This is a genomic window from Paraburkholderia sp. BL6665CI2N2 (genome assembly GCF_004366535.1).
Classification (GTDB): domain Bacteria; phylum Pseudomonadota; class Gammaproteobacteria; order Burkholderiales; family Burkholderiaceae; genus Paraburkholderia.
On the sequence record NZ_SORC01000001.1, the window covers coordinates 3,450,463 to 3,468,722 of the forward strand.

16 protein-coding genes are annotated in these 18,260 nt (G+C 64.1%); 5 read left to right on the top strand and 11 right to left on the bottom strand.

The window, feature by feature from the left end:
* Window positions 1-9: 9 nt before the first annotated feature.
* The 4 genes from B0G81_RS15375 to B0G81_RS15390 are packed head-to-tail and all read left to right on the top strand — an operon-like array spanning window position 10 to window position 3,438.
* On the top strand, window positions 10-1,212 hold the full coding sequence (locus B0G81_RS15375; protein ID WP_243856462.1) for an acyl-CoA dehydrogenase family protein: 1,203 nt from the start codon (window positions 10-12) through the stop codon (window positions 1,210-1,212).
* Between the two features lie 23 nt (window positions 1,213-1,235).
* Complete coding sequence (gene hpaC / locus B0G81_RS15380) at window positions 1,236-1,790, top strand: 4-hydroxyphenylacetate 3-monooxygenase, reductase component (protein WP_134137024.1); 555 nt, start codon at window positions 1,236-1,238, stop codon at window positions 1,788-1,790.
* Between the two features lie 2 nt (window positions 1,791-1,792).
* On the top strand, window positions 1,793-2,482 hold the full coding sequence (locus tag B0G81_RS15385) for an EthD family reductase (protein ID WP_134137028.1): 690 nt from the start codon (window positions 1,793-1,795) through the stop codon (window positions 2,480-2,482).
* A 29-nt stretch (window positions 2,483-2,511) separates the two neighbouring features.
* A complete protein-coding gene (locus B0G81_RS15390; RefSeq protein ID WP_134137030.1) occupies window positions 2,512-3,438 on the top strand; it encodes a LysR family transcriptional regulator in 927 nt (308 codons plus the stop codon).
* Window positions 3,439-3,772: 334 nt separating this feature from the next.
* Here B0G81_RS15390 and B0G81_RS15395 read toward each other — a convergent pair whose 3' ends face one another.
* Together B0G81_RS15395 and B0G81_RS15400 are read right to left on the bottom strand one after the other, a co-directional pair.
* Entirely contained in the window at window positions 3,773-4,627 is an 855-nt protein-coding gene (locus tag B0G81_RS15395; protein WP_134137036.1) for an AraC family transcriptional regulator, read from the bottom strand.
* 19 nt (window positions 4,628-4,646) lie between these two features.
* The gene (locus B0G81_RS15400; protein ID WP_134137042.1) at window positions 4,647-5,360 is read right to left on the bottom strand and encodes an alanyl-tRNA editing protein; all 714 of its coding nucleotides are present in this window, start codon (window positions 5,358-5,360) and stop codon (window positions 4,647-4,649) included.
* 221 nt (window positions 5,361-5,581) lie between these two features.
* Between B0G81_RS15400 and B0G81_RS15405 the strand changes: the two genes are divergently transcribed.
* A complete protein-coding gene (locus B0G81_RS15405; protein ID WP_116147664.1) occupies window positions 5,582-6,502 on the top strand; it encodes a LysR family transcriptional regulator in 921 nt (306 codons plus the stop codon).
* A 10-nt stretch (window positions 6,503-6,512) separates the two neighbouring features.
* On the opposite strand, the gene B0G81_RS15410 is transcribed toward B0G81_RS15405, so the two are convergent.
* From B0G81_RS15410 to B0G81_RS15450, 9 genes are all read right to left on the bottom strand, one after another.
* Complete coding sequence (locus B0G81_RS15410) at window positions 6,513-9,545, bottom strand: winged helix-turn-helix domain-containing protein (protein ID WP_134137047.1); 3,033 nt, start codon at window positions 9,543-9,545, stop codon at window positions 6,513-6,515.
* A gap of 182 nt (window positions 9,546-9,727) precedes the next feature.
* Entirely contained in the window at window positions 9,728-10,246 is a 519-nt protein-coding gene (locus B0G81_RS15415; RefSeq protein WP_134137051.1) for a DUF3331 domain-containing protein, read from the bottom strand.
* Window positions 10,247-10,293: 47 nt separating this feature from the next.
* Window positions 10,294-11,283 carry an MBL fold metallo-hydrolase gene (locus B0G81_RS15420; RefSeq protein ID WP_208328537.1) on the bottom strand — a complete coding sequence of 330 codons (990 nt, stop codon included), beginning with the start codon at window positions 11,281-11,283 and terminating at the stop codon, window positions 10,294-10,296.
* Between the two features lie 77 nt (window positions 11,284-11,360).
* Window positions 11,361-13,091 (bottom strand): FAD-dependent oxidoreductase, encoded by a 1,731-nt coding sequence (locus B0G81_RS15425; protein ID WP_134137061.1) that lies wholly within the window; start codon window positions 13,089-13,091, stop codon window positions 11,361-11,363.
* Between the two features lie 54 nt (window positions 13,092-13,145).
* The gene (locus tag B0G81_RS15430) at window positions 13,146-14,672 is read right to left on the bottom strand and encodes an alginate export family protein (protein WP_134143120.1); all 1,527 of its coding nucleotides are present in this window, start codon (window positions 14,670-14,672) and stop codon (window positions 13,146-13,148) included.
* A gap of 10 nt (window positions 14,673-14,682) precedes the next feature.
* Window positions 14,683-15,633: a glyoxalase gene (locus B0G81_RS15435; RefSeq protein ID WP_134137066.1), complete on the bottom strand. Its 951-nt coding sequence runs from the start codon at window positions 15,631-15,633 to the stop codon at window positions 14,683-14,685.
* A 48-nt stretch (window positions 15,634-15,681) separates the two neighbouring features.
* On the bottom strand, window positions 15,682-15,933 hold the full coding sequence (locus B0G81_RS15440; protein ID WP_134137071.1) for a DUF1427 family protein: 252 nt from the start codon (window positions 15,931-15,933) through the stop codon (window positions 15,682-15,684).
* Between the two features lie 41 nt (window positions 15,934-15,974).
* The gene (locus tag B0G81_RS15445) at window positions 15,975-16,616 is read right to left on the bottom strand and encodes a phosphohydrolase (protein WP_134137075.1); all 642 of its coding nucleotides are present in this window, start codon (window positions 16,614-16,616) and stop codon (window positions 15,975-15,977) included.
* 140 nt (window positions 16,617-16,756) lie between these two features.
* Complete coding sequence (locus tag B0G81_RS15450) at window positions 16,757-18,226, bottom strand: mechanosensitive ion channel family protein (RefSeq protein WP_134137080.1); 1,470 nt, start codon at window positions 18,224-18,226, stop codon at window positions 16,757-16,759.
* Window positions 18,227-18,260 lie beyond the last annotated feature (34 nt).

Genomic DNA, 18,260 nt, shown 5'->3' on the forward strand with positions numbered 1-18,260 from the left:
AGCCTTCCGATGAGCACTCTTTCGACTTACGCCTACGAACCTCGCGCGACCGATCACGCGGATCCGTATCCCGACTACGCCGGCCCGCTCACGCTCGACGCGCTGATCGGCGAGATCGAACGCCGCCGCGACGAGTTCGATCATCTCTCGCATGTGCCGCGCGACATGATCGCGAAGATGAAGCGCGCCGGCATCTTTCGGGCGAGCACGCCGCAGCGCTTCGGCGGCGACGCGCTGCCGCCGGCGCAATTCCTGCGGATGCTCGAACGCATCGCGACCGCCGACGGCTCCGCCGCGTGGGTCGCGGCGTTCGGCTCGGCGAATACCTACCTCGCCGCTTTGCCGATCGAAACGCAGCAGCAGATTTACGCCGCCGGCCCCGACCAGGTTTTCTCGGGCGGCCTCTATCCGCTGCAACCCGCGACGAAAGCGCCGGGTGGCTTCGTGGTCAGTGGGCAGTGGCGCTTCGCGAGCGGCTGCAAGGGCGCGGACTGGATCGGCGTCGGCATCGGCGGCACGCCCGCCAATTCCGGCGATGCCGGCGCGGGCAAGCCGTTCACCGCCGTGTTCCCCGCGCATGAAGTGGAGATCGTCGAGAACTGGAACGTGGTCGGCATGCAGGGAACGGGCAGCCACGATTTGCGGCTGCGCGAGAAATTCGTCGATACGCAATGGACCTTCGTGCGCGGCGGCGCGGCGCTGATCGACGAACCGCTTTACCGCTATCCCGCCGTCGCGTATCAGGCGCAGGTGCACGCCGCCGTCAACATCGGCCTCGCGCGCGCGGCGCTCGATCTGCTGACGGACATGTCCGGTTCGACCAAAACCACCACCGGCGCGCCGCGTCTCGCCGACCGTGGCTATTACCGCTCAGGTCTCGCGAAAGCGGAGGCCAACTGGCGCAGCGCCCGCGCGTTCTTCTACGAATCCGCCGAGGCCGCCTGGCGGACGATCATCGACGGCGATCCCGTCTCGCAGGAACAGGCCAATCTGTTGCGCCTCAGCGCGACGCACGCCGCGCAGATCGGCGCGGAAGTGGTGATGCAGGCGTATCAGATGGCGGGCATCGCCGCGATCTATCGCGAGAACCGTTTGCAGCGCCTCGTGCGCGATTCGATCGTCGTGACCCAGCATGCGTTTCTCGGCGAAGGCACGTATGACGCATCCGGCGCGCTGTTCGCCGGCGTGCCGCCGGTCACGCCGTTTCCCTAACGCGGCGCGCCCTGACTCATGCCATGCAAAAGGAAAACATCGTGACGATCGAAGACACCAGAAAGCGTTTCCGCGATGCGATGGCGTGCCTGCCGGCCGCCGTCAACATCGTCACCACGGACGGGCCCGGCGGCCGCTGCGGCATCACTGCAAGCGCGGTTTGCTCGGTGACGGACGCACCGCCCACCATGCTGGTGTGTATCAATCAGGCCAGCTATGTGCATGACGTACTGCATCGCAACCGCAGCGTGTGCATCAACGTGCTTGCCGCCGAGTGCCAGGAAGTGGCCCGTGATTTCGCCGGCATGACAGCGTGCTCGATGGACGAACGCTTCGGACGCCATGCGTGGACCAGCGGCGCTTTGCAGGCGCCGGTGCTCGCGGATGCGATTGCCAGTCTCGAAGGCGAGATCGTCGACATCAAGACGGTCGGCTCGCACTCGGTCATGTTCGCGCAGATTCGCCACATCGCGTTGCGCTCGGATGGCGATGGACTCATCTATTTCGGACGAGAGTTTCATCGGTTGACACGGCCGCAAGCGGCGGCGCGCCTGGTTGCAACGCCCGGCGCGAGGTGAGCGTGGAAGTCTGCTTCTTTCTCCTTGGCCACGGTACGCCTGCATGTGCGCCGCGCTTCGAGCTAGCACCGCGAAATGTAGAGGGATTACGCCGTTACGTGATCCACCTGCCCGGGGACTCGCACGACTGCGATCCTTTGTCGAAGTCCGACGTATCCGCGCGACCTCGCTGCGTGCTGCAATGGTATTTCGACGACCTCGAACTGCTTGAACAAGCGCTGCAACCTAAGGGGGCGATTCACGACGTCGCAAAGGAATCTGCGAGCACGGGTCTCACCTTTGTGCAGCAAGCCATGGCGGTCAGGCAATTCACCACCCCGAATCCAGGCGACGTCGGCACTCGCGCCGAATACTGCACCTACCTCGTCAGCTACGAAGGCGAAGCGCAGGACTTCAACGCGTGGCTCTCGCATTACCTCGCGCATCATCCACCGCTGATGGCGCAATTGCCCGGCATTCGCGAGCTCGAAATCTACACGCGGCTCGATTACCGCTCGGGTCTCGACGTCGAGCGCGCCATGGCCATGCAACGCAACAAAGTCGTCTTCGACGATTCCGCGTCGCTAGCGGACGCGCTGGCCTCGCCGATACGCGCCAGCATGAAGCAGGACTTCAACGCTTTTCCGCCCTACAGCGGCGCGACGCTGCATTTCCCTATGCGTAGCATTTACGGTAATCTGAAACCCAAATAAACGCCCGCCCTCGCCGCGATCCGAACGTCATGACCAAGTCGCACCCCGGCATTACGGATTTGAACCTGCTGCGCGTGTTCCTGGCCATCTCCGATCTGCGCAGCCTGACCGCCGCAGGCGAGCGTCTCGGACTTACACAACCGGCGGTCAGCCACGCGTTGCGCCGGCTGCGCGTTTTATTCGACGACCCGCTGTTCGTTCGCACGCCCACTGGCATGGTGCCCACCGACGCCGCGTTGCGCCTGCACGCGCCGTTGACGCAAGCGCTCGGCATCATCAACGACGCGGTCCAGCAAATCGCCAAATTCGATCCCGCCACGGCGCAGCGCGTGTTTCGCGTGTCCATGTCGGATATGTCGGAGTTCTATTTCCTGCCGCCGCTTCTGTCGATGCTCGACCGCAACGCGCGCGGCATTCGCCTGGAGATCGCGAATGTCTCTGTCGATTCGGTGAGTTCGGCCATGCGCAGCGGCAAGATCGATCTCGCGCTCGGCTACGTGCCCGGTCTCGATCCAGGTTGCGTGAGCAGGACGCTCTTCGTCGACGAACATGTTTGCGTGGTGCGGGCCGGTCACCCGCTGCGCAAACAGAAGCCGACCAAGGAGGACCTCGCGAGCCTGCGCTACGTCTACGCCAGCACCAACGCGACCGGCCACCGGATGGTCGAACAGTGGCTCGAAGAATTGAATCTGCGCCGCGATATCGTGCTGCGCCTGCCGCATTTCGTGGTGGCGCCGGAGATCGTTCAGCATACCGACCTCGCCGTGATCTTTCCGCGGAGTATCGCGCAGCGCTTCAATCGCAACAAAGCCTTTCGCATTTTGCCGTTGCCGTTCGCGCTGCCGCCCATCGAAATCCAGGTCCACTCGCACTCGCAATTTTCAGCGGATCCGGGCATCGCGTGGTTGCTCGATGAGATTTACGGCATGTTCCGTCAATCGCCTGATAGCGCATAGACGCGGACGCCGGCTGAACCGTGAAGCCACGCGGCTTAGCTTCGGATACTGAAGCTGGGTACTTTCATTGTCGGCAACGATGACGGTCACATCCACCGCTCGTAGGTCATTCCGCACCGGAAACGGATGATGAACAACTGCCTGTGAGCCTCATGGCGCAATTTCCGAACGCTGCAACACTCCTCGAACCAATGCTCGCTGTGCAGGCGGCTCTAGATGCGTTACGTGGAGGCTGGCGGATATTTCGTGGACCGCAGGATTCGAGCGGTGAAGGCGGAGTTGATCGAGGATGTGCCTTTGCCGGCGTAACGGTGGCAGCGCGCACGCGCGCCGCCTAATGCCCCGGTTTCAACGCCGCATACGCCCCGGGCGTGATCCCATAAGCCCGCTTGAACAACCGGTTGAGATGGCTTTGATCGTAAAACCCCACGGCCGCCGCAGCCGTCGCCGCGCTCTGCCCTGAGGCAAGCATCCGCTTCGCCGCCAGCAACCTCACCTGGGTCGCGTAGGCGTGTGGCGGCAGCCCGAATTCCTTGCAGAAAGCGCGCGTGAGGTAGTAGCGGCTCAGTCCCACCAGTTCCGCCAGTTCATCGACCGAAATATCGCGCTCGTAATTGGCGGCGACGTACTCGCGCACCTGCTCCATCTTGCGCGCCTCGCGCCGAGGTTCTCCCATCTCCTCAGCCGAGCGCCCATAGCGCCCGACCAGCATCCCCATCGCGGCCCACCAGTTCGCCTGACGCTCCATCAGCGACACCGCGCGCTGTTCGTCCAGGCTCGCATGCGCCTTGACCAGCAGGCCCGCGAGGTGCGGATCCTGATACAGCCCAGGTGGAATCAGCAGTGGTTTGTCGGCGCGCGCGTCGGGAGAGAAGACTGCGCTGAGCGCGCCGAGCCCTTCCATGTCCAGGTAGATCGCGCGATAAATCCATTCGCGCCCCTCCCAGACCTCGCCGCTATGGTATTCCCCCGGGCCGAAGACCAGCACGCTGCCGGGCCCGGCAACCTCGCTGCCCGCGCGCGTGTGACATTGGCCCGCGCCGGTTTCGGTCATGACGATGACGAGTTCGTCATGCAGATGCCGGTCGAACTTGTGATTGCCGTAACGGGCGCTCGCGAGACATGCGCCGTCGAGCGCGCCGTCGCGCCAGCAGACCACTTCCGGCTCGTTTTTATCCGATGTCTCCATAGCTCGCGCCCCCTGTTCTTCAAACCAGTTCGATTCTGACCCGGCGATTGCGACGGCCCTTGTTCTCTATCTTCGCGATGCGAATGGGCCGCGACTGCGCGGTATTGGTCAGGTGAGTGCCGCCGCATGCCTGCCGGTCCAGATCGCCGATCTCGACGATGCGCACCGTGCCGTCCGGCGTCGGCGGCGGCGCCACCGAGAGGCTGCGGATCAGACCTTGCGTCGCCTTTGCTTCGTCGGCGCCGACGTAATAGGTGCGCACCTCCATCGCGCCGCGGATCACCTCGTTGACGGGTTCTTCCAGCAGACGCAGCGCGTCGTTGTCCGCTTCGGGCAGATCGAAGTCCATGCGCGCGGTGCCGTCGGCGTTGATCTGCGCGCCGGTCACGAGCGCGCCGGCAAAACGCTGGTACACCAACGCGTTGAGGATATGCGTGACGGTATGCAGTTGCGCGACCGTGGCGCGGCGCGCCGCGTCGATGGCCACGTGCACGTTGCCGTCCAGTTCGAGCGGTTGGTCGAGCAGATGCCAGAGCACGTCCCCTTCCGCCGCGACACCGGTAATGCGCACGGCACCATGCGCGTGCGTCAGCGTGGCGGCGTCCGACACCTGGCCGCCGCCACCCGGATGCAAGGCGGAACGGCCCAGCACGACCGCGCCGGGACGCGCGGCAATCACGGCCGTTTCAAAGTCCAGCAGATCCGGCTGCTCGTGGCAAAGATAATGCGGCACCTTGATGTCCTCGCGGAAATTGACTGAATACGCCTAGGATACCCAGTCCCGCGGGCGGCCGTCTTGGTTAAAAATGCCCTGCGGAGGCTCACCGGGCAAACTCATGTCGGCGGATATGGAACAGCCTCTGCCGGAAGCGCTCCGGACAAGGCCCATTTCTCGCGAATTCCAGTATCCTGAACCATCTCGCTGAACGCACCCAACCGCCCCGGCTTTCCTCAATGAATCTATCTTTTGAAGTCCTGCAGGTACTCGATGCAATCGATCGAACCGGCACGTTTGCGAACGCCGCCGAAACGCTTCACAAAGTTCCGTCGTCGCTCAGTTATCTGGTTCAGAAACTCGAACTCGATCTCGGCGTCAAGCTGTTCGACCGCACGGGCCGGCGTGCCACGCTGACGCACGCGGGACGCGTGGTCGTCGAGGAAGGCCGGCGTCTGCTGGAAGCGGCCGAAGCGCTCGAATTCAAGGCGAAGCGAATTGAGCACGGCTGGGAATCCGATCTGCACATCGCCGTCGACGAGATCATTCCGTTCGATCTGCTCTGGCATCACGTCAGCGAGTTCTACAAGCTGAAGCTGGAAACGAAGCTGCATCTGTCGAAAGAAGTGTTGGGCGGCTCATGGGACGCGCTGCTCACTCGTCGCGCGGATCTGATCGTCGGCGCGGCCGGCGATCCGCCGCCTATTCCCAATCTGATCGCGAAACCGATCGGCTCGCTGAAACATGTGTTCGTGGTGGCGCCGGATCATCCGTTGGCGTCGATACCCGGACCGCTCACGATGGACATCGTCGCGCGCTATCGCGCGGTCGCGATCGGCGATACGTCGCGCAAACTCGCGCCGCGCACGATCGCGCTCGCCGTCAATCAGGAAGTGCTCACGGTGCCCACGCTCGAAGCCAAGCTCGCCGCACAGATCAGGGGCCTCGCCGCGGGCACGATCCCGGAATGCCTCGCCGTCAACGCGCTGAGGCAGGGCGAGCTGGTGCAAAAGGAAGTGATCGGCATGCGCGACGTCACGCACTTCTACCTGGCGTGGCGCGACAACGAGAGCGGCAACGCGCTGCAATGGTGGGTCGATCAGTTGAACCGGCCGGACCTGATCGATGACGTAGTGCAACAGCGCATGCTGCACGGTTGAGGTTCGATGACTAGCAGGCTTCGCTGATCTCGTCCGGTGGCGGGTCGTCGAACGACGCCGCACTGGCATCCGCATGCGGGTGCATCCGCGTATCGATTCCTGTTGAAATACCGGCCGGCGCGCACGCTTCAGTCGCTGCACGCAGTAATGTTTTAGCCGCCTTGAAGTCGTCCCAATCGCGGCCCTCCGTCAGTCTCGCGCAAGCGGACTTCAGCAGTTGCACCGCCTCCGCCCTCCGGCCTTGCGCATGCCAAAGCCGCGCGAGGCTGGTCGCGGCCCGCAGTTGCAACGTGCCGCAACCCTGTACCGACGATTCTTCGACCGCCGCGGTCAAACTCGCCTGCGCCTGCGTCGCCGCAGCGCCGAACGGCGACTGGCCAAAGCCGTTTTCCATCAGCATTAGTTCGGCGTGCACGCGTCTGAGTTCGGCCGCATACCACTGGTCGCCGGTTTCGTCGCCCCGCGCGAGCGCAGCCACCACGGCGGCGATGCCTTCTTCAAGCTGTCCGGCACGGCCGAGCGCAAGGCCGTATCGCGCGACGAGCATGGCGCGTGGCGCGGCGTAGCCGAGCGCGTCGAGATCGTCCAACGCGGCGCGGAAGCTGTGCACACGCTGCGCACTGCTGTCATCCAGCGAACGCAGGTATTCGTCGAAACAGCGGCAGCACGCATGCGCCACACGCAGCCCGCCGCGCGTCGACACGTCCTGCAATAGCGCGATGGCCTGAGCCGCCCGCTTACGATCGCCCGCGAGCAGCGCCAGCGGAATTTCCGCTTCGACCAGCACATAACACGTGACGATAGCCTGCTCCTGCCGGCACGCTTCGGCAACGCATGCCTCGGCGACCCTGAGCGACTGATCGCGCGCACCCTGCAAGCCGAGCACGCGAGCAAACGTCGCGCGGCCGACCACGCCCTGATCGATGGATTGCCCCAACGGCAGCCGATGTTGCAGACGGCCGGCATGCTGCAAGAGCTGATCGAGCGAGGCGCGCGCCTGGTGCTGATCGCCCGCATAGTGCGAGGCAATGCCGAGCAGGCGATGAGCGAGAATCCCGTTGGCGGTATTGCCCGTCTCGGCGGCGAGCAAAGCGAAGCGCTGCGCGAACGCCAGCGCGTTGCGCGCCTCGCCGGACGACTGGCTCGCGTTCCACATGCCCCACAACGCGCGCGCTTCGAAGGTCTGATCACCGAGCGCAATCGCGAGCGCGAGCACTTCGGCCCAGATGCCGAGCGTTTCGCGATCCGGTCCATTGACGTAGACGAGCGCCGCACCGAGCGCGGCCAGCAGTTGCATGCGCACGCGTAAATGGCGCGGCGAGCGCGAGCCCTGATACGTCGCGTCCACGGCGTCGAGCGCGCGCCGCGTCCACACGCAGCATTCGTCGACCAGCGAGAGCTCATACAGCAGCGACACGAACTTCACCGCCAGCGTTTCACCCAGCGCGGCGTCGCCTTTGGGCGATAGCGCCCAGCCCAGCGCGGCTCGCAAATCGTCGAGTTGCTCGCGCATGCGGTGATGCCAGCCGTGCCGTTCGGCGCCCGCGGCGTCCGCTTCACGCGCTCCATTGGAGGCGTCGCTCGACGGATCGCGTTCGAGCAGGTTGGAAAAATAGCGTGCATGAGCGAGCGTGATGAGACGCCGTTCGCCGTTGTCGTCGAGCTTTTGCATCGCGTAAGCACGCGTGGTTTCCAGCAGCCGATACCTCGCGTTGCCGCGCTCGGCCTGCACCACCACCAGCGATTTTTCGACGAGCCCGGATAGCGCCGCGATCACGTCCGATTCGCGCAAGCCTTCGTCGCTTACGAGAGCGATCGCCGAGTCGATCGTGAAGCTGTTGACGAAAACGCCGAGCCGGCGCAACGTCGTGCGCTCCGCGTCGTCGAGCAACGCGTGGCTCCAGTCGAGCGTCGCCTTCAAGGTCTGGTGGCGCGGCAACGCAGTGCGATTGCCGCCCGTCAGCATGTTGAAGCGGTCGTCGAGATGATCGGCGAGCGTCTCGATACCGAGGATCGCGGCACGCGCCGCCGCCAGTTCAATAGCCAACGGAATGCCGTCGAGGCGGCGGCATACGGTGCCCGTCAAATGGATGCTTCTGTCGTCGGACGAAAAACGCGCGTCGATCGCGCGGGCGCGTGACAGGAACAACTGGACGGCACTGTGTTGCAACACACACTGACTCTCGACGTCGCGAGCGGGCACGTCGAGTGACGCCACCCAGTACAGGTGTTCGTCCACGACACGCAGAGGCTCGCGGCTGGTCGCGAGAATCCGCATGGCCGGACTCACGTTCACGAGCGCTTCGGCGAGTTCGGCTGCGGGACCGAGCACATGCTCGCAGTTGTCCAGCACGAACAGCACGCGCCGTTCGCCGAGTTCCTTGCTGATGCGGGCCAGCGTAAGCGGGCCACTCGCGGCGCTCACGCCCACGCTGTTGGCGAACATGGCGAGCACGCTGTTCGCATCCACGGCGCACGCAAGCGGCACGAGATACACACCTTCGGGAAAGTGCGCCAGCAAGCTGCGTGCGATCTCGATGGCCAGGCGCGTCTTGCCGATTCCGCCCGAGCCGACGAGCGTCACGTGGCGCGTTGAAGCGAGCGCGTGTGCAATGTCGTTGATTGCCTGGTCCCGCCCAATTAGCGACGAGCTATTGGCCGGCAGATTGTTCGGAGTACCGCGAAGGGATGCGACGTCTTCAGCGGCGTCGGGCGCGTTATCGCGAGCGGCATTGCCCGCCTGTTCCGCGGATGCGTCTCGCGACACCAGCCGGTAGCCTCTTCCCGACACGGTCTGTATGAGGTTGCGGCTCTCGCCCAGCACCTTGCGCAAGGCGGACATATGCACCTGAAGATTGTTCTCTTCAACGATGGTGTCCGGCCAGACCTGCTCGAGCATGGCGCTCTTCGACACCAGCGCGCCGTTCGCGCCGATCAGCACGGCCAGGATGTCGAATGCACGGCTGCCGATGCGCACAGGCTGGCCGTCGAGAAACAGTTCCCGGCTGGCGAGGTCCACCTGAAGCGGGCCAATGCGGATCATTGCCTGAGTATCCAAGACGCTGCGGGAAGAGGAAACACTGAGCATTGATCACTCAGCGTTATGTCCCCGAAGTCTAGACCAACCGCGAATACGCATGCGCGGAAAAAACTGAACCTATCGTTCAAATTTTTTGTACTGAGCAAGCGGCTGCTGGTGACGGACCGCGTGCCCGCAGTGGCGCGCTAACGCGAGTCGCCCGTCAAGACAGTAGACGCCACGCAGGCAATGACGGAAGCCAGAATCATGGCGTCTGCATTGGCGGGAACCGCGCTGCGTATTCTCGGCTTGTAGATTGCATCGTCACGGCGAATCGTCGCGCCGCTCAGTGCGCAGCGTCCCTTGATGCGGGCGCGGCAGCAGATCCACACCTGGTCGACGTATTGACAGCGGGTCGCGTCCCGCCACAGCACGGCGATCGATGTGTCCGACAGACGCTCGAGTATTTCGATCTGGATATGGCGCGACGGCGTGTCCGCCGCGCCGGCGACGCGTTTAGCCCGCGGCTTGAGATAGGCTTCACCTTCGGTCTCGTTGCAATAGCCCGCCAACAACCGGTTGATCACGTGATCCCATACCGGCGCGCGCCGGTCGTCCGGCATCGCCGGCGCGTTCTCGCTGACCTGACAGCACGCTCCACAACGAACGCGCGTCTCGTACTGAACCGTATCCGTGCGTTGCGTCAAGGGGGTTTCGATATGCATGATGCTGCTCCCGAAGTGTGTGCGGGTGGAACCGATCAGCACTGATGTCACCGGCCGGGTGCGGCCTCGTAGTTGACCGGCACCCAGTCGTATTTGCGGCCGTTTTTTCTGATGTGCCCGAGGCCTGGAAAGGTGACATGCGCCGCGCCGATCAGATAGCGTTTGCTGGCCGCGAGTTCGAATGACGAACGGCGCGAGCGCTGCGCGTCCGCCGCGCTGGTGTCGTATTCGACCGAAGCCGCCGGGTCCTGTAACTGGATCGACGCGACGTGGATAATGTCGCCCCACACCAGCAAATCCTGCGATTCGCTCTCCACCAGATAGCCGGTGTGACCCGGCGTATGGCCGGGCAAGGCGACCGCGTGAATGCCCGTTTCGAGTTCGGCGTCGCCACTGAACGGCTTGAAGCGTCCGGTCGCGACGTAAGGCGCGACAGAGGCGCTGGCCGCGTCGAAGAAGGTGCTGAGAAAAGCGGGCGCTTTCGACTTGTTGAGCGGGTTCAGCCAGTAGTCGGCTTCAACCTGGCTCACTCGCACAACCGCGTTCGGAAATGCCATCTGGCCGTTCGATACGATGCCGCCGACATGGTCCTTATGCAGATGCGTCAGCAGCACCTCGTCGATCTGCTCGGGCTGATAGCCGGCCGCGCGCAAGTTCTCGGGCAGCTTGCCGCAGCAGTCGCCGTACAGCACGCCCGCGCCGGAATCGATCAGGATCAGCTTCGAACCGGTGTTGACCAGAAACGCGTTGATGGAACCTTGCACCGGCGCCTGCAAAAAATCGCGCTGGAGATCGCGCGCGATTTCGGCTTTCGATACGTCCTTCACGACTGTATCGATTGGAAACGGATGCGTGCCGTCGAGCAGTGCGGTCACTTCAAAGCCGCCGAGCATGATCCGGTAAAAGCCCGGTCCCTGCGTTTTCACCTGAGGCGCGGCGGCGAACGCGGAAGCGCTCGCCATGCTCGCCGCCAGGCTCAATACGAACACGCACCACGTGCTTGCATGCATCGTCCATTTGCGCCGTATCCACTTCATGATTCGGTCCCTGGTGTTCATCGTGAATATGCTGAAAAGCATAGCGGCCACCTGCCCGGCACACTCGCTAATTTTTATTAATCGTCCTGAGTAGTCACCGTCGCGAGCCGGCTCAGATACGCATGAATCTGCGCGACGACCGCTGCGCCGTCGCCCACAGCGGCGGCCACCCGTTTCGCGGACTCCGAGCGCACGTCGCCCACCGCGAACATGCCCGGCACGCTGGTTTCCAGCGGATATCGCGCACTGGCTTGCGAGAACCCATGCTCGCTGCGCGCAAAACCGGTGACGACGAAACCGCGGTTATCCAGCTCCACGCCGCTCATGTCGAGCCAATCCGTCTTCGGGTCCGCGCCAATAAACAGAAACAGATGGCGCGATGCCACCACTTCGTCCTCGCCATCCTGTTCGTGCCGCACGTGCAGATGCGTGAGTCCGGCTTCGTCGCCTTCGAGCGCGCGCAGTGTGCAACCGGTGCAAAGCGTGACGTTGGGCAAGGAGCCGATCCGGTCGATCAGATACTTCGACATGCTCGCGTTGAGGTCCTTGCCGCGAATCAGCACGCGAATGCTGCGCGCGAAGTTGGCGAGGAACACCACCGCCTGACCGGCGGAATTGCCGCCGCCCATCAGCACGATGTCCTGGCCTTTCACCAGCTTCGCTTCGATCGTCGACGCCCAGTAGTACGTGCCGCGTCCTTCGAAGCGTTCGAAACCCGCCACCGCCGGCTTGCGATACGCGGCGCCGCTCGCCAACACGACCGTGCGCGCGTTGATGCGCTGGCCGTCGAGCAGCGTGAGCAGGAACATGCCTTCGTTGCGGCGCACCTCGGTGACTTTGCCCGGAATCGCCAGATGCGCGCCGAACTTCAGCGCCTGCTGGAACGCGCGCGCGGCGAGCGCCTGCCCCGAAATGCCGGTGGGAAAGCCGAGATAGTTTTCGATGCGCGAACTCGCGCCGGCCTGGCCGCCCGGCGCCCTCTGATCGAACACCGCAACTGACAGTCCTTCCGTTGCGGCATACACGGACGCCGCGAGTCCCGCCGGCCCCGCGCCGACGATCGCGACGTCGTACACATGCGATTGCTCGAAGGTCGGCACGAGACCGAGGCACGACGCGAGTTGCACTTCGTCGGGCGCGCGCAGCACGTTTCCGTTCGGGCAGAACACCAGCGGAAAATCGCCGGGGCCGGTGGTCATGCCGCCCAGCAGCGTGATGGCTTCGGGATCGGTGCGCGCGTCGATCACCATCGCGGGATAGGCATTGCGGCGTAGAAAGCCTTGCAGCCTGATGAGCCGGTCATCGTTTCCATTGCCGACGATGATCGGCCCCAGCCCTTGCTCGATCAGCCCGAGCCGCCGCAGAATCAGCGCACGCATGATGTGTTCGCCGAGTTGCGCGTCGGCGACGATCAGCGCCCGCAGCCGCTCCGGCTCGATCACGAGCGTCTCGGCTTCGGTCAATGCCACGCCGTCGATCAACGCGGGCTTGCCGGAGAGTTGCGCCATCTCCGCCATGAAGTGGCCGTCTTCGTGTTCCGTGACGAGCGTCGAGCGTCCGAAGCTGTCGCGTGAATAGATGCGCACGCGGCCGCGCAACAGCACGAACAGGCCGAGCGCGATCTTGCCGGTTTCAAAGATCAGTTCGCCGGCCTTGAACGACATCGGCGTGGCGAAGCGCCGAAGGCTTTGAATCTCCGCGGGTGAAAGCCGCGGGAACATCTGGTGCTGCCGGTATTCCAGCGACGAATACGGAAACTCGAGTTCGGACGGCGCCGCCGCTTCGACCTGTAGATCAGGCGTGCTCATAAAAAATTAACCTCTTCTGACACGCCTCGCTGACGACGTGGTGCTGATACGGCGTTACCAGCCGAACTTGAGTTCGGCGCCTACATAGTCGGAATTGCGCGCGCCCAAGTCGCGCAGCGACGGTCCGACCTGAAAATGCACGGCTTCGACCGCAGCGGCGAGATTCGCGGTGACCGCATAGTCGGCGCGCAGTTGCGTATAGAAACCGGTCCAGCGGCTGCCGTGTCCCGCCGTTCCGGGCACGACTGCCGAGCCTTGCTGATATACGGCGTCGGCGGTGGTCTCGCGCCATTGCAGCCCCACGCCCGCGAGCAGCGAGAGCTTGCTGTTCGGTTTGACGATCAGCGACGGCTTGACGTGAATCACGTTCGAGTAGCCGGTATAACCGGCGAGCGCGAAGTAGTAGCCGTTCGGAAAGAGCGGATTGAAGGTGCCGATGCGGCCGTCTCCGGGATGCGTGTCGCCCGAGGCCGCATCGATCTGCAGACCGAGACGCGGCGTCCACGGCAGCGAAGCCAGCGTGTAGCCGGCGAGCGTGCCCACCGCCCACGCACCGATCGTCTTGTTGCCGACATGGCCCGACTGATACATCGCCTCCGCGTCCCAGTCGATGTGATTGACCGAGCCGGCGTAACGCGCGTCGAACACGTCGCGACGCTCGTTGCCGGTAGCGTCGAGAAAGCGCGCGTTGCTGCGGTTGTAGCGGGAGTAATAGGCGGACAGATCGCCCGGCCCGACTGCCTTGCGCTCGACCCGCACGCCGCTGAAGGTCAGGTCGCGATTGGAAACGTCGTCGAAATCCGAGTTGTCGCGGTACTGCACCGGTTGCGTCGCATAAGCGATCCAGCGCCACGGGCCGGTTTCATAGTCGGCCCAGATGGCGTCGAAGGCCTGGCGCACGTTCGGGCCGTCACGCACGGAAATGAACCGCTGCAAGTCGAATGCCATCTCCTGGCGGCCGACGCGGAACTTGAAGGTGCCGGGTCCGAGCGGCTCGGTGATGGCGACGAACGCCTGGCGCAGGTCGAGCGGATTCTTGTCGACCGGCGAAACGTTGTCTTTACCGAAAGGCCGCGCGTCCTCGAACTGCGTGAAGATCTGCACATGAGGGCCGAGGCGCACATCCGCGTGAACTTCGAGACGTTGCAGCACATACGTGTCGTCGTGGCCCGAACCGAGGCCGAAGAGCGGCGCGTCGTTCATTTCGAACCGCTCGCGCAGCACCATGCCGAGCGAGATATACGCGTCGGGATTGCCGAACAGCGGAATGTATTTCAGCGAGTCGAAGGGCTTCTTCGGCACGCACGGATTGGCGAGCGCCGACCAGTTTTCCTGCCAGCGGTTGAACATGACAGCGGGCCGCGCGCATGAAGTGCTTGCCGCCGTTGCCGTTGCCGCTGTGCTCGGCGTACTGGTCGTGCTGGTATCGTCCGCACCGCCGAGCGCGGTGTCCGCCGCCGACGCCGGCAATGCGGCCGCCAGCCCCGCGCTGATCAACAGCGCGCGGGCCGCGCGCAGCGCCGAGCGCCGGCGTAGCCGCTCGCGCGGCCGCACCGCCTGCATGGTCTGCAACGTCCGCATGAGGCCTGCTTTACTGGCCATCGTGCACTTCGGCGATATAGCCACCCGGGAATTCGAGCACCGCGCTCTTGCCCGCTTCGCTGCTGTACGGCTGCGACACCACTTTCGCGCCGGCCGCTTGGGCGCGCTCGAGCGTCTGCGCGAGGTCGTCGACGGCATAGCCGGTCGTTTCACGTCCGAACGGGAACGGCAGCTTGCCGTCCGTGACGAACACCACCATGCGGCCGAAGCCCGAATTGATGCGGATCTCGCGAATCGTCTCGCCGGGACGGCCAATCACGCCGGCATCCGCGCGCGGGTTATCCGACACCACCTTGCCGTGCGAAAAATGCACCCAGCGACGCACGAAGTTGTTGGCTTCATAACGCGACACATACACGCGGTTATCCGGCACGCTGTGCAACGGCGCGTAGTTCGGCGCCTTGGTGTGCCAATAGAGCTGCATCGTCAGGCCGCCCGGCCATTGAATGACCGCGTCCTTGCCGATTGGATCGTCGAAGCTATCGACCAGCACGTCGGCGCCCGCCGCGCGCGCCGCCTTCACCGCCTGGTCGATGTTGGTGACCAGATAGCCGGTGCGTTCATTGCCGAACGGATAGGGAATCGGCGTTTCAAAGCCGAACACCGACAGCATGCCGACCGGCGTCTGCACGTATTGCGACGCGGTCTTGCTCGGCGTCGGCGTGACCGTGAACACCGCGCGCGGCGACGCCTTGCCGCCGAACGTGGCGAGGAAGCTGGTGACGAACGCGTCGAGGTCCGCCGAGGCCACGTACACATGGGTCGTGTCGTACTGCGCGCCGACCGAAACGTCGGGCATGCGCGCCGCGAGCGCGGTCTTGCCGCTCGAGACTTCCGGCGGGCCGTTATCGGCGAACGCGGACGAGACCGGCGCGAGGCCGATCAGCAAAGCTGCGCAGAAAGCCGCAATGGGACGAAAGCGTTGAAGCGATGTGAACATGTGATTACCCGATCGTGTTAGCACTATCTGAATGGACGGCCGGCAGGATCAGCCGCCCTCTTTTGTCGCGCCGGGCGTAGCCGGCTTTTGCGCCGGGCTGCCCGGCTGCCGCTCGGCGACCTGAACCGCGGTCGTCTGCGCGAAAAACTGCGCCTTGACGACCGGTATCGCGTGCTCGCCCAGCACCATGCCGAGCAGGCCGGCAAGAGCGATCAACGGCGGCGCCGGCGACTGCACCTTGAGCAGCCAGTAAAGAAGTCCAACGCCGAAGCCGACTCCCAATGAAATGATGTAGCCCATGCCGATTTCCTTTGTATGCACACTTGCGGCGAACCGCGTCGTCAATTCGCCCACTCCGAACCCAGCACCAGCCCGCAGAAATTCAGCCGGCGATAGTTCGGGTCCCACCGGTCCAGCACGTCGGCATTCACGGTGCCGAACGTCGTCTCGGGACGATGCTCCATGCCGCGCGCGTACGCTTCGATGATCTGTTTCTTGAAGCCGGCTTCACGCGGACACGCCTGCACGATCTCGTCGCGCTGCTGCGCGGTGAACTCGCCATAGCGGGCGCCGCGAATGTCCATCTGCACGCCGGCGCTCACCAGCGCGACGAGAGGCGACAAATGCTCCGGAATGCCCGGCGTGGTGTGCAGCGCGATCGCCGCCCAGACCTCGCCGATCGCGCCGGCGGCAACGCCGTACTGGAGCATGAAGTCGCGCGCCTCGTTCGCGCTGTCCACTTCATAGCGACAGGGGGACCGCTGATGCCGCACATTCAACCCGACGTTGTGAAACAACGCGCTTACGTACAGCAACTCCGCGTCGAACGTCAGCTTGTCGCGCACGCCGGTCAACACGCCGAACAGATACGCCCTGAGCGCGTGATGAAACATCAGGCTCGACTCCGTGGCGCGGATCCGATCGGTTGCGGCCCGCGCCAACGGACTGTCGGGAATGTCGACTCCCGCGATGGTCTTCTTCACGTCTCCTCCTCCCTATCCGACATTCGCTTGCGGGCGCGCCTCGCCGACAGACTGTTCAATGCAGCGTAGCGAATTAACCTCATAAAGACTTTGGCGAATCCTTAAAAAGACTTAATCGACGCGGCACGGCTCGCACTCGTTCATAGCGCTAGGTCGTGGATGCGCCGGACCCCATCGCGAATCCATTGCAGCAGACCGCCGGAGCCTGAATCGGCGTCGTCCGGCGACGCCAGCATCAGCTTCTCCGTTTCATGGTGTTCGGACAGCAGCCGGCACATTTCGCGTCCCACTTCGGGACGCCGCGCGAGAATCGGCGTCAACGCGGCCTTGTCGAGCTGGAAAACGGTGACTCGCGTCAGCGCATGAACGATCACGCCGGTCTTGACGCCGGCCAGGATGCCCGACTGGCCGATCGAGTCGCCCGGCGCGAGGCGGCGCAGCTCCAACTCGCCGCTGTCCTTCGGCACGGTGACTTTCGCCACGCCGCTCGCCAGAATGTGCAACGCGTGGCCGCTTTCGTCGGCCGCGCTGTAGATGGTTTCGCCGACATCGAACTCGTGGCGCGTCAGTTGCGCGGCCAACTCCGCGATGCCGTTGTCGTCGAGCGTCTGGAAAATGAGCACGCTGCGCAGCAGGCGTTGCTTTTCATCCGTGGCCTCGTTCACCGGTTCGACCACGGATAGCGGATGCAGCACCACACCGCGCGATGACAGATGCCGGTGCGCGAGATCGAATAGCTCGTTGCGCACGTCGATCTTCCTGCTCAGCGAATCGACATAGCAGACGATCTCGTACTCGATCGCGTCATTGGTCGCCCGCCGGACGCTGACCACCGGCTTCGGCTCGGCAAGCACGTTCTCCGAGCTTGCCGCCGCGTTGGCGAGCGCCTGCAACACGGTGGCGGGCCGCACCGAAGGCTTGACCGGCAGCAGCACGCTGATGCCGTGCGTATGCGAAGGCTGGTTGGCATTGACGATATTGGTGCGCGCCGCCACGCTGTTGGGAATCACGACGATGTTGCCCTGCCCGTTGAGCAGGCTGGTCGCGCGCCAGTTGGTTTCCACCACCTTGCCTTCGACTTCGCCGATCGTCACCCAGTCGCCGATCGAAAACGGCCCCGTGGCGTTGAGCACCACGCCAGAAAACACGTCGTTGAGCGTGCTCTGAATCGCGAGACCGAGCACGATCGCGAGCGCGCCCGAGGTCGCGAGCAGGCCGCGCACCGGCAGTTCCAGCACGAAGGCAATCGCGCCGACCGCGGCCGCCAGAAACACCAGTGCGCCGAACACGTCCTGAAACAGACGCTCCTTGTGCCAGGTCTCCGGCAGCACGGTGCGATCCAGCAGGATCGTCACGAGCCGCGCGCCTTGCAGCCACCACACCACCTCCAGCAATTGCGCGAGCAGATGACGCACCGGCTCGTCCGGCCACGGCGCCGCGCGCAGCGGATTCATGCCGTAACTGAACAGCACATAGGTCGACAAGCCGAACATCAGCGCGCGCAGTGCGAGACGCCCCTTGTCCGTTTTACGGGTCATGAAACGCCAGGCGAGGAAATCGAGAACCAGAATGCCCAGCCCATACAGCACACCATCGTTCAGGGTCGGCATAAAGGTTCTCGCTGGACTCGTTGCTTCAAGCGGT

Excerpts from the sequence above, each read along its gene's own strand:
- B0G81_RS15405 (WP_116147664.1), top strand. The coding sequence starts at position 5,582 with ATGAATCTATCTTTTGAAGTCCTGCAGGTACTCGATGCAATCGATCGA.
- B0G81_RS15395 (WP_134137036.1), bottom strand. The coding sequence starts at position 4,627 with ATGGAGACATCGGATAAAAACGAGCCGGAAGTGGTCTGCTGGCGCGAC.
- B0G81_RS15390 (WP_134137030.1), top strand. The coding sequence starts at position 2,512 with ATGACCAAGTCGCACCCCGGCATTACGGATTTGAACCTGCTGCGCGTG.
- B0G81_RS15435 (WP_134137066.1), bottom strand. The coding sequence starts at position 15,633 with ATGTTCACATCGCTTCAACGCTTTCGTCCCATTGCGGCTTTCTGCGCA.
- B0G81_RS15410 (WP_134137047.1), bottom strand. The coding sequence starts at position 9,545 with ATGATCCGCATTGGCCCGCTTCAGGTGGACCTCGCCAGCCGGGAACTG.
- B0G81_RS15425 (WP_134137061.1), bottom strand. The coding sequence starts at position 13,091 with ATGAGCACGCCTGATCTACAGGTCGAAGCGGCGGCGCCGTCCGAACTC.
- B0G81_RS15440 (WP_134137071.1), bottom strand. The coding sequence starts at position 15,933 with ATGGGCTACATCATTTCATTGGGAGTCGGCTTCGGCGTTGGACTTCTT.
- B0G81_RS15450 (WP_134137080.1), bottom strand. The coding sequence starts at position 18,226 with ATGCCGACCCTGAACGATGGTGTGCTGTATGGGCTGGGCATTCTGGTT.
- B0G81_RS15430 (WP_134143120.1), bottom strand. The coding sequence starts at position 14,672 with ATGCGGACGTTGCAGACCATGCAGGCGGTGCGGCCGCGCGAGCGGCTA.
- B0G81_RS15375 (WP_243856462.1), top strand. The coding sequence starts at position 10 with ATGAGCACTCTTTCGACTTACGCCTACGAACCTCGCGCGACCGATCAC.
- B0G81_RS15415 (WP_134137051.1), bottom strand. The coding sequence starts at position 10,246 with ATGCATATCGAAACCCCCTTGACGCAACGCACGGATACGGTTCAGTAC.
- hpaC (WP_134137024.1), top strand. The coding sequence starts at position 1,236 with ATGCAAAAGGAAAACATCGTGACGATCGAAGACACCAGAAAGCGTTTC.
- B0G81_RS15420 (WP_208328537.1), bottom strand. The coding sequence starts at position 11,283 with ATGAAGTGGATACGGCGCAAATGGACGATGCATGCAAGCACGTGGTGC.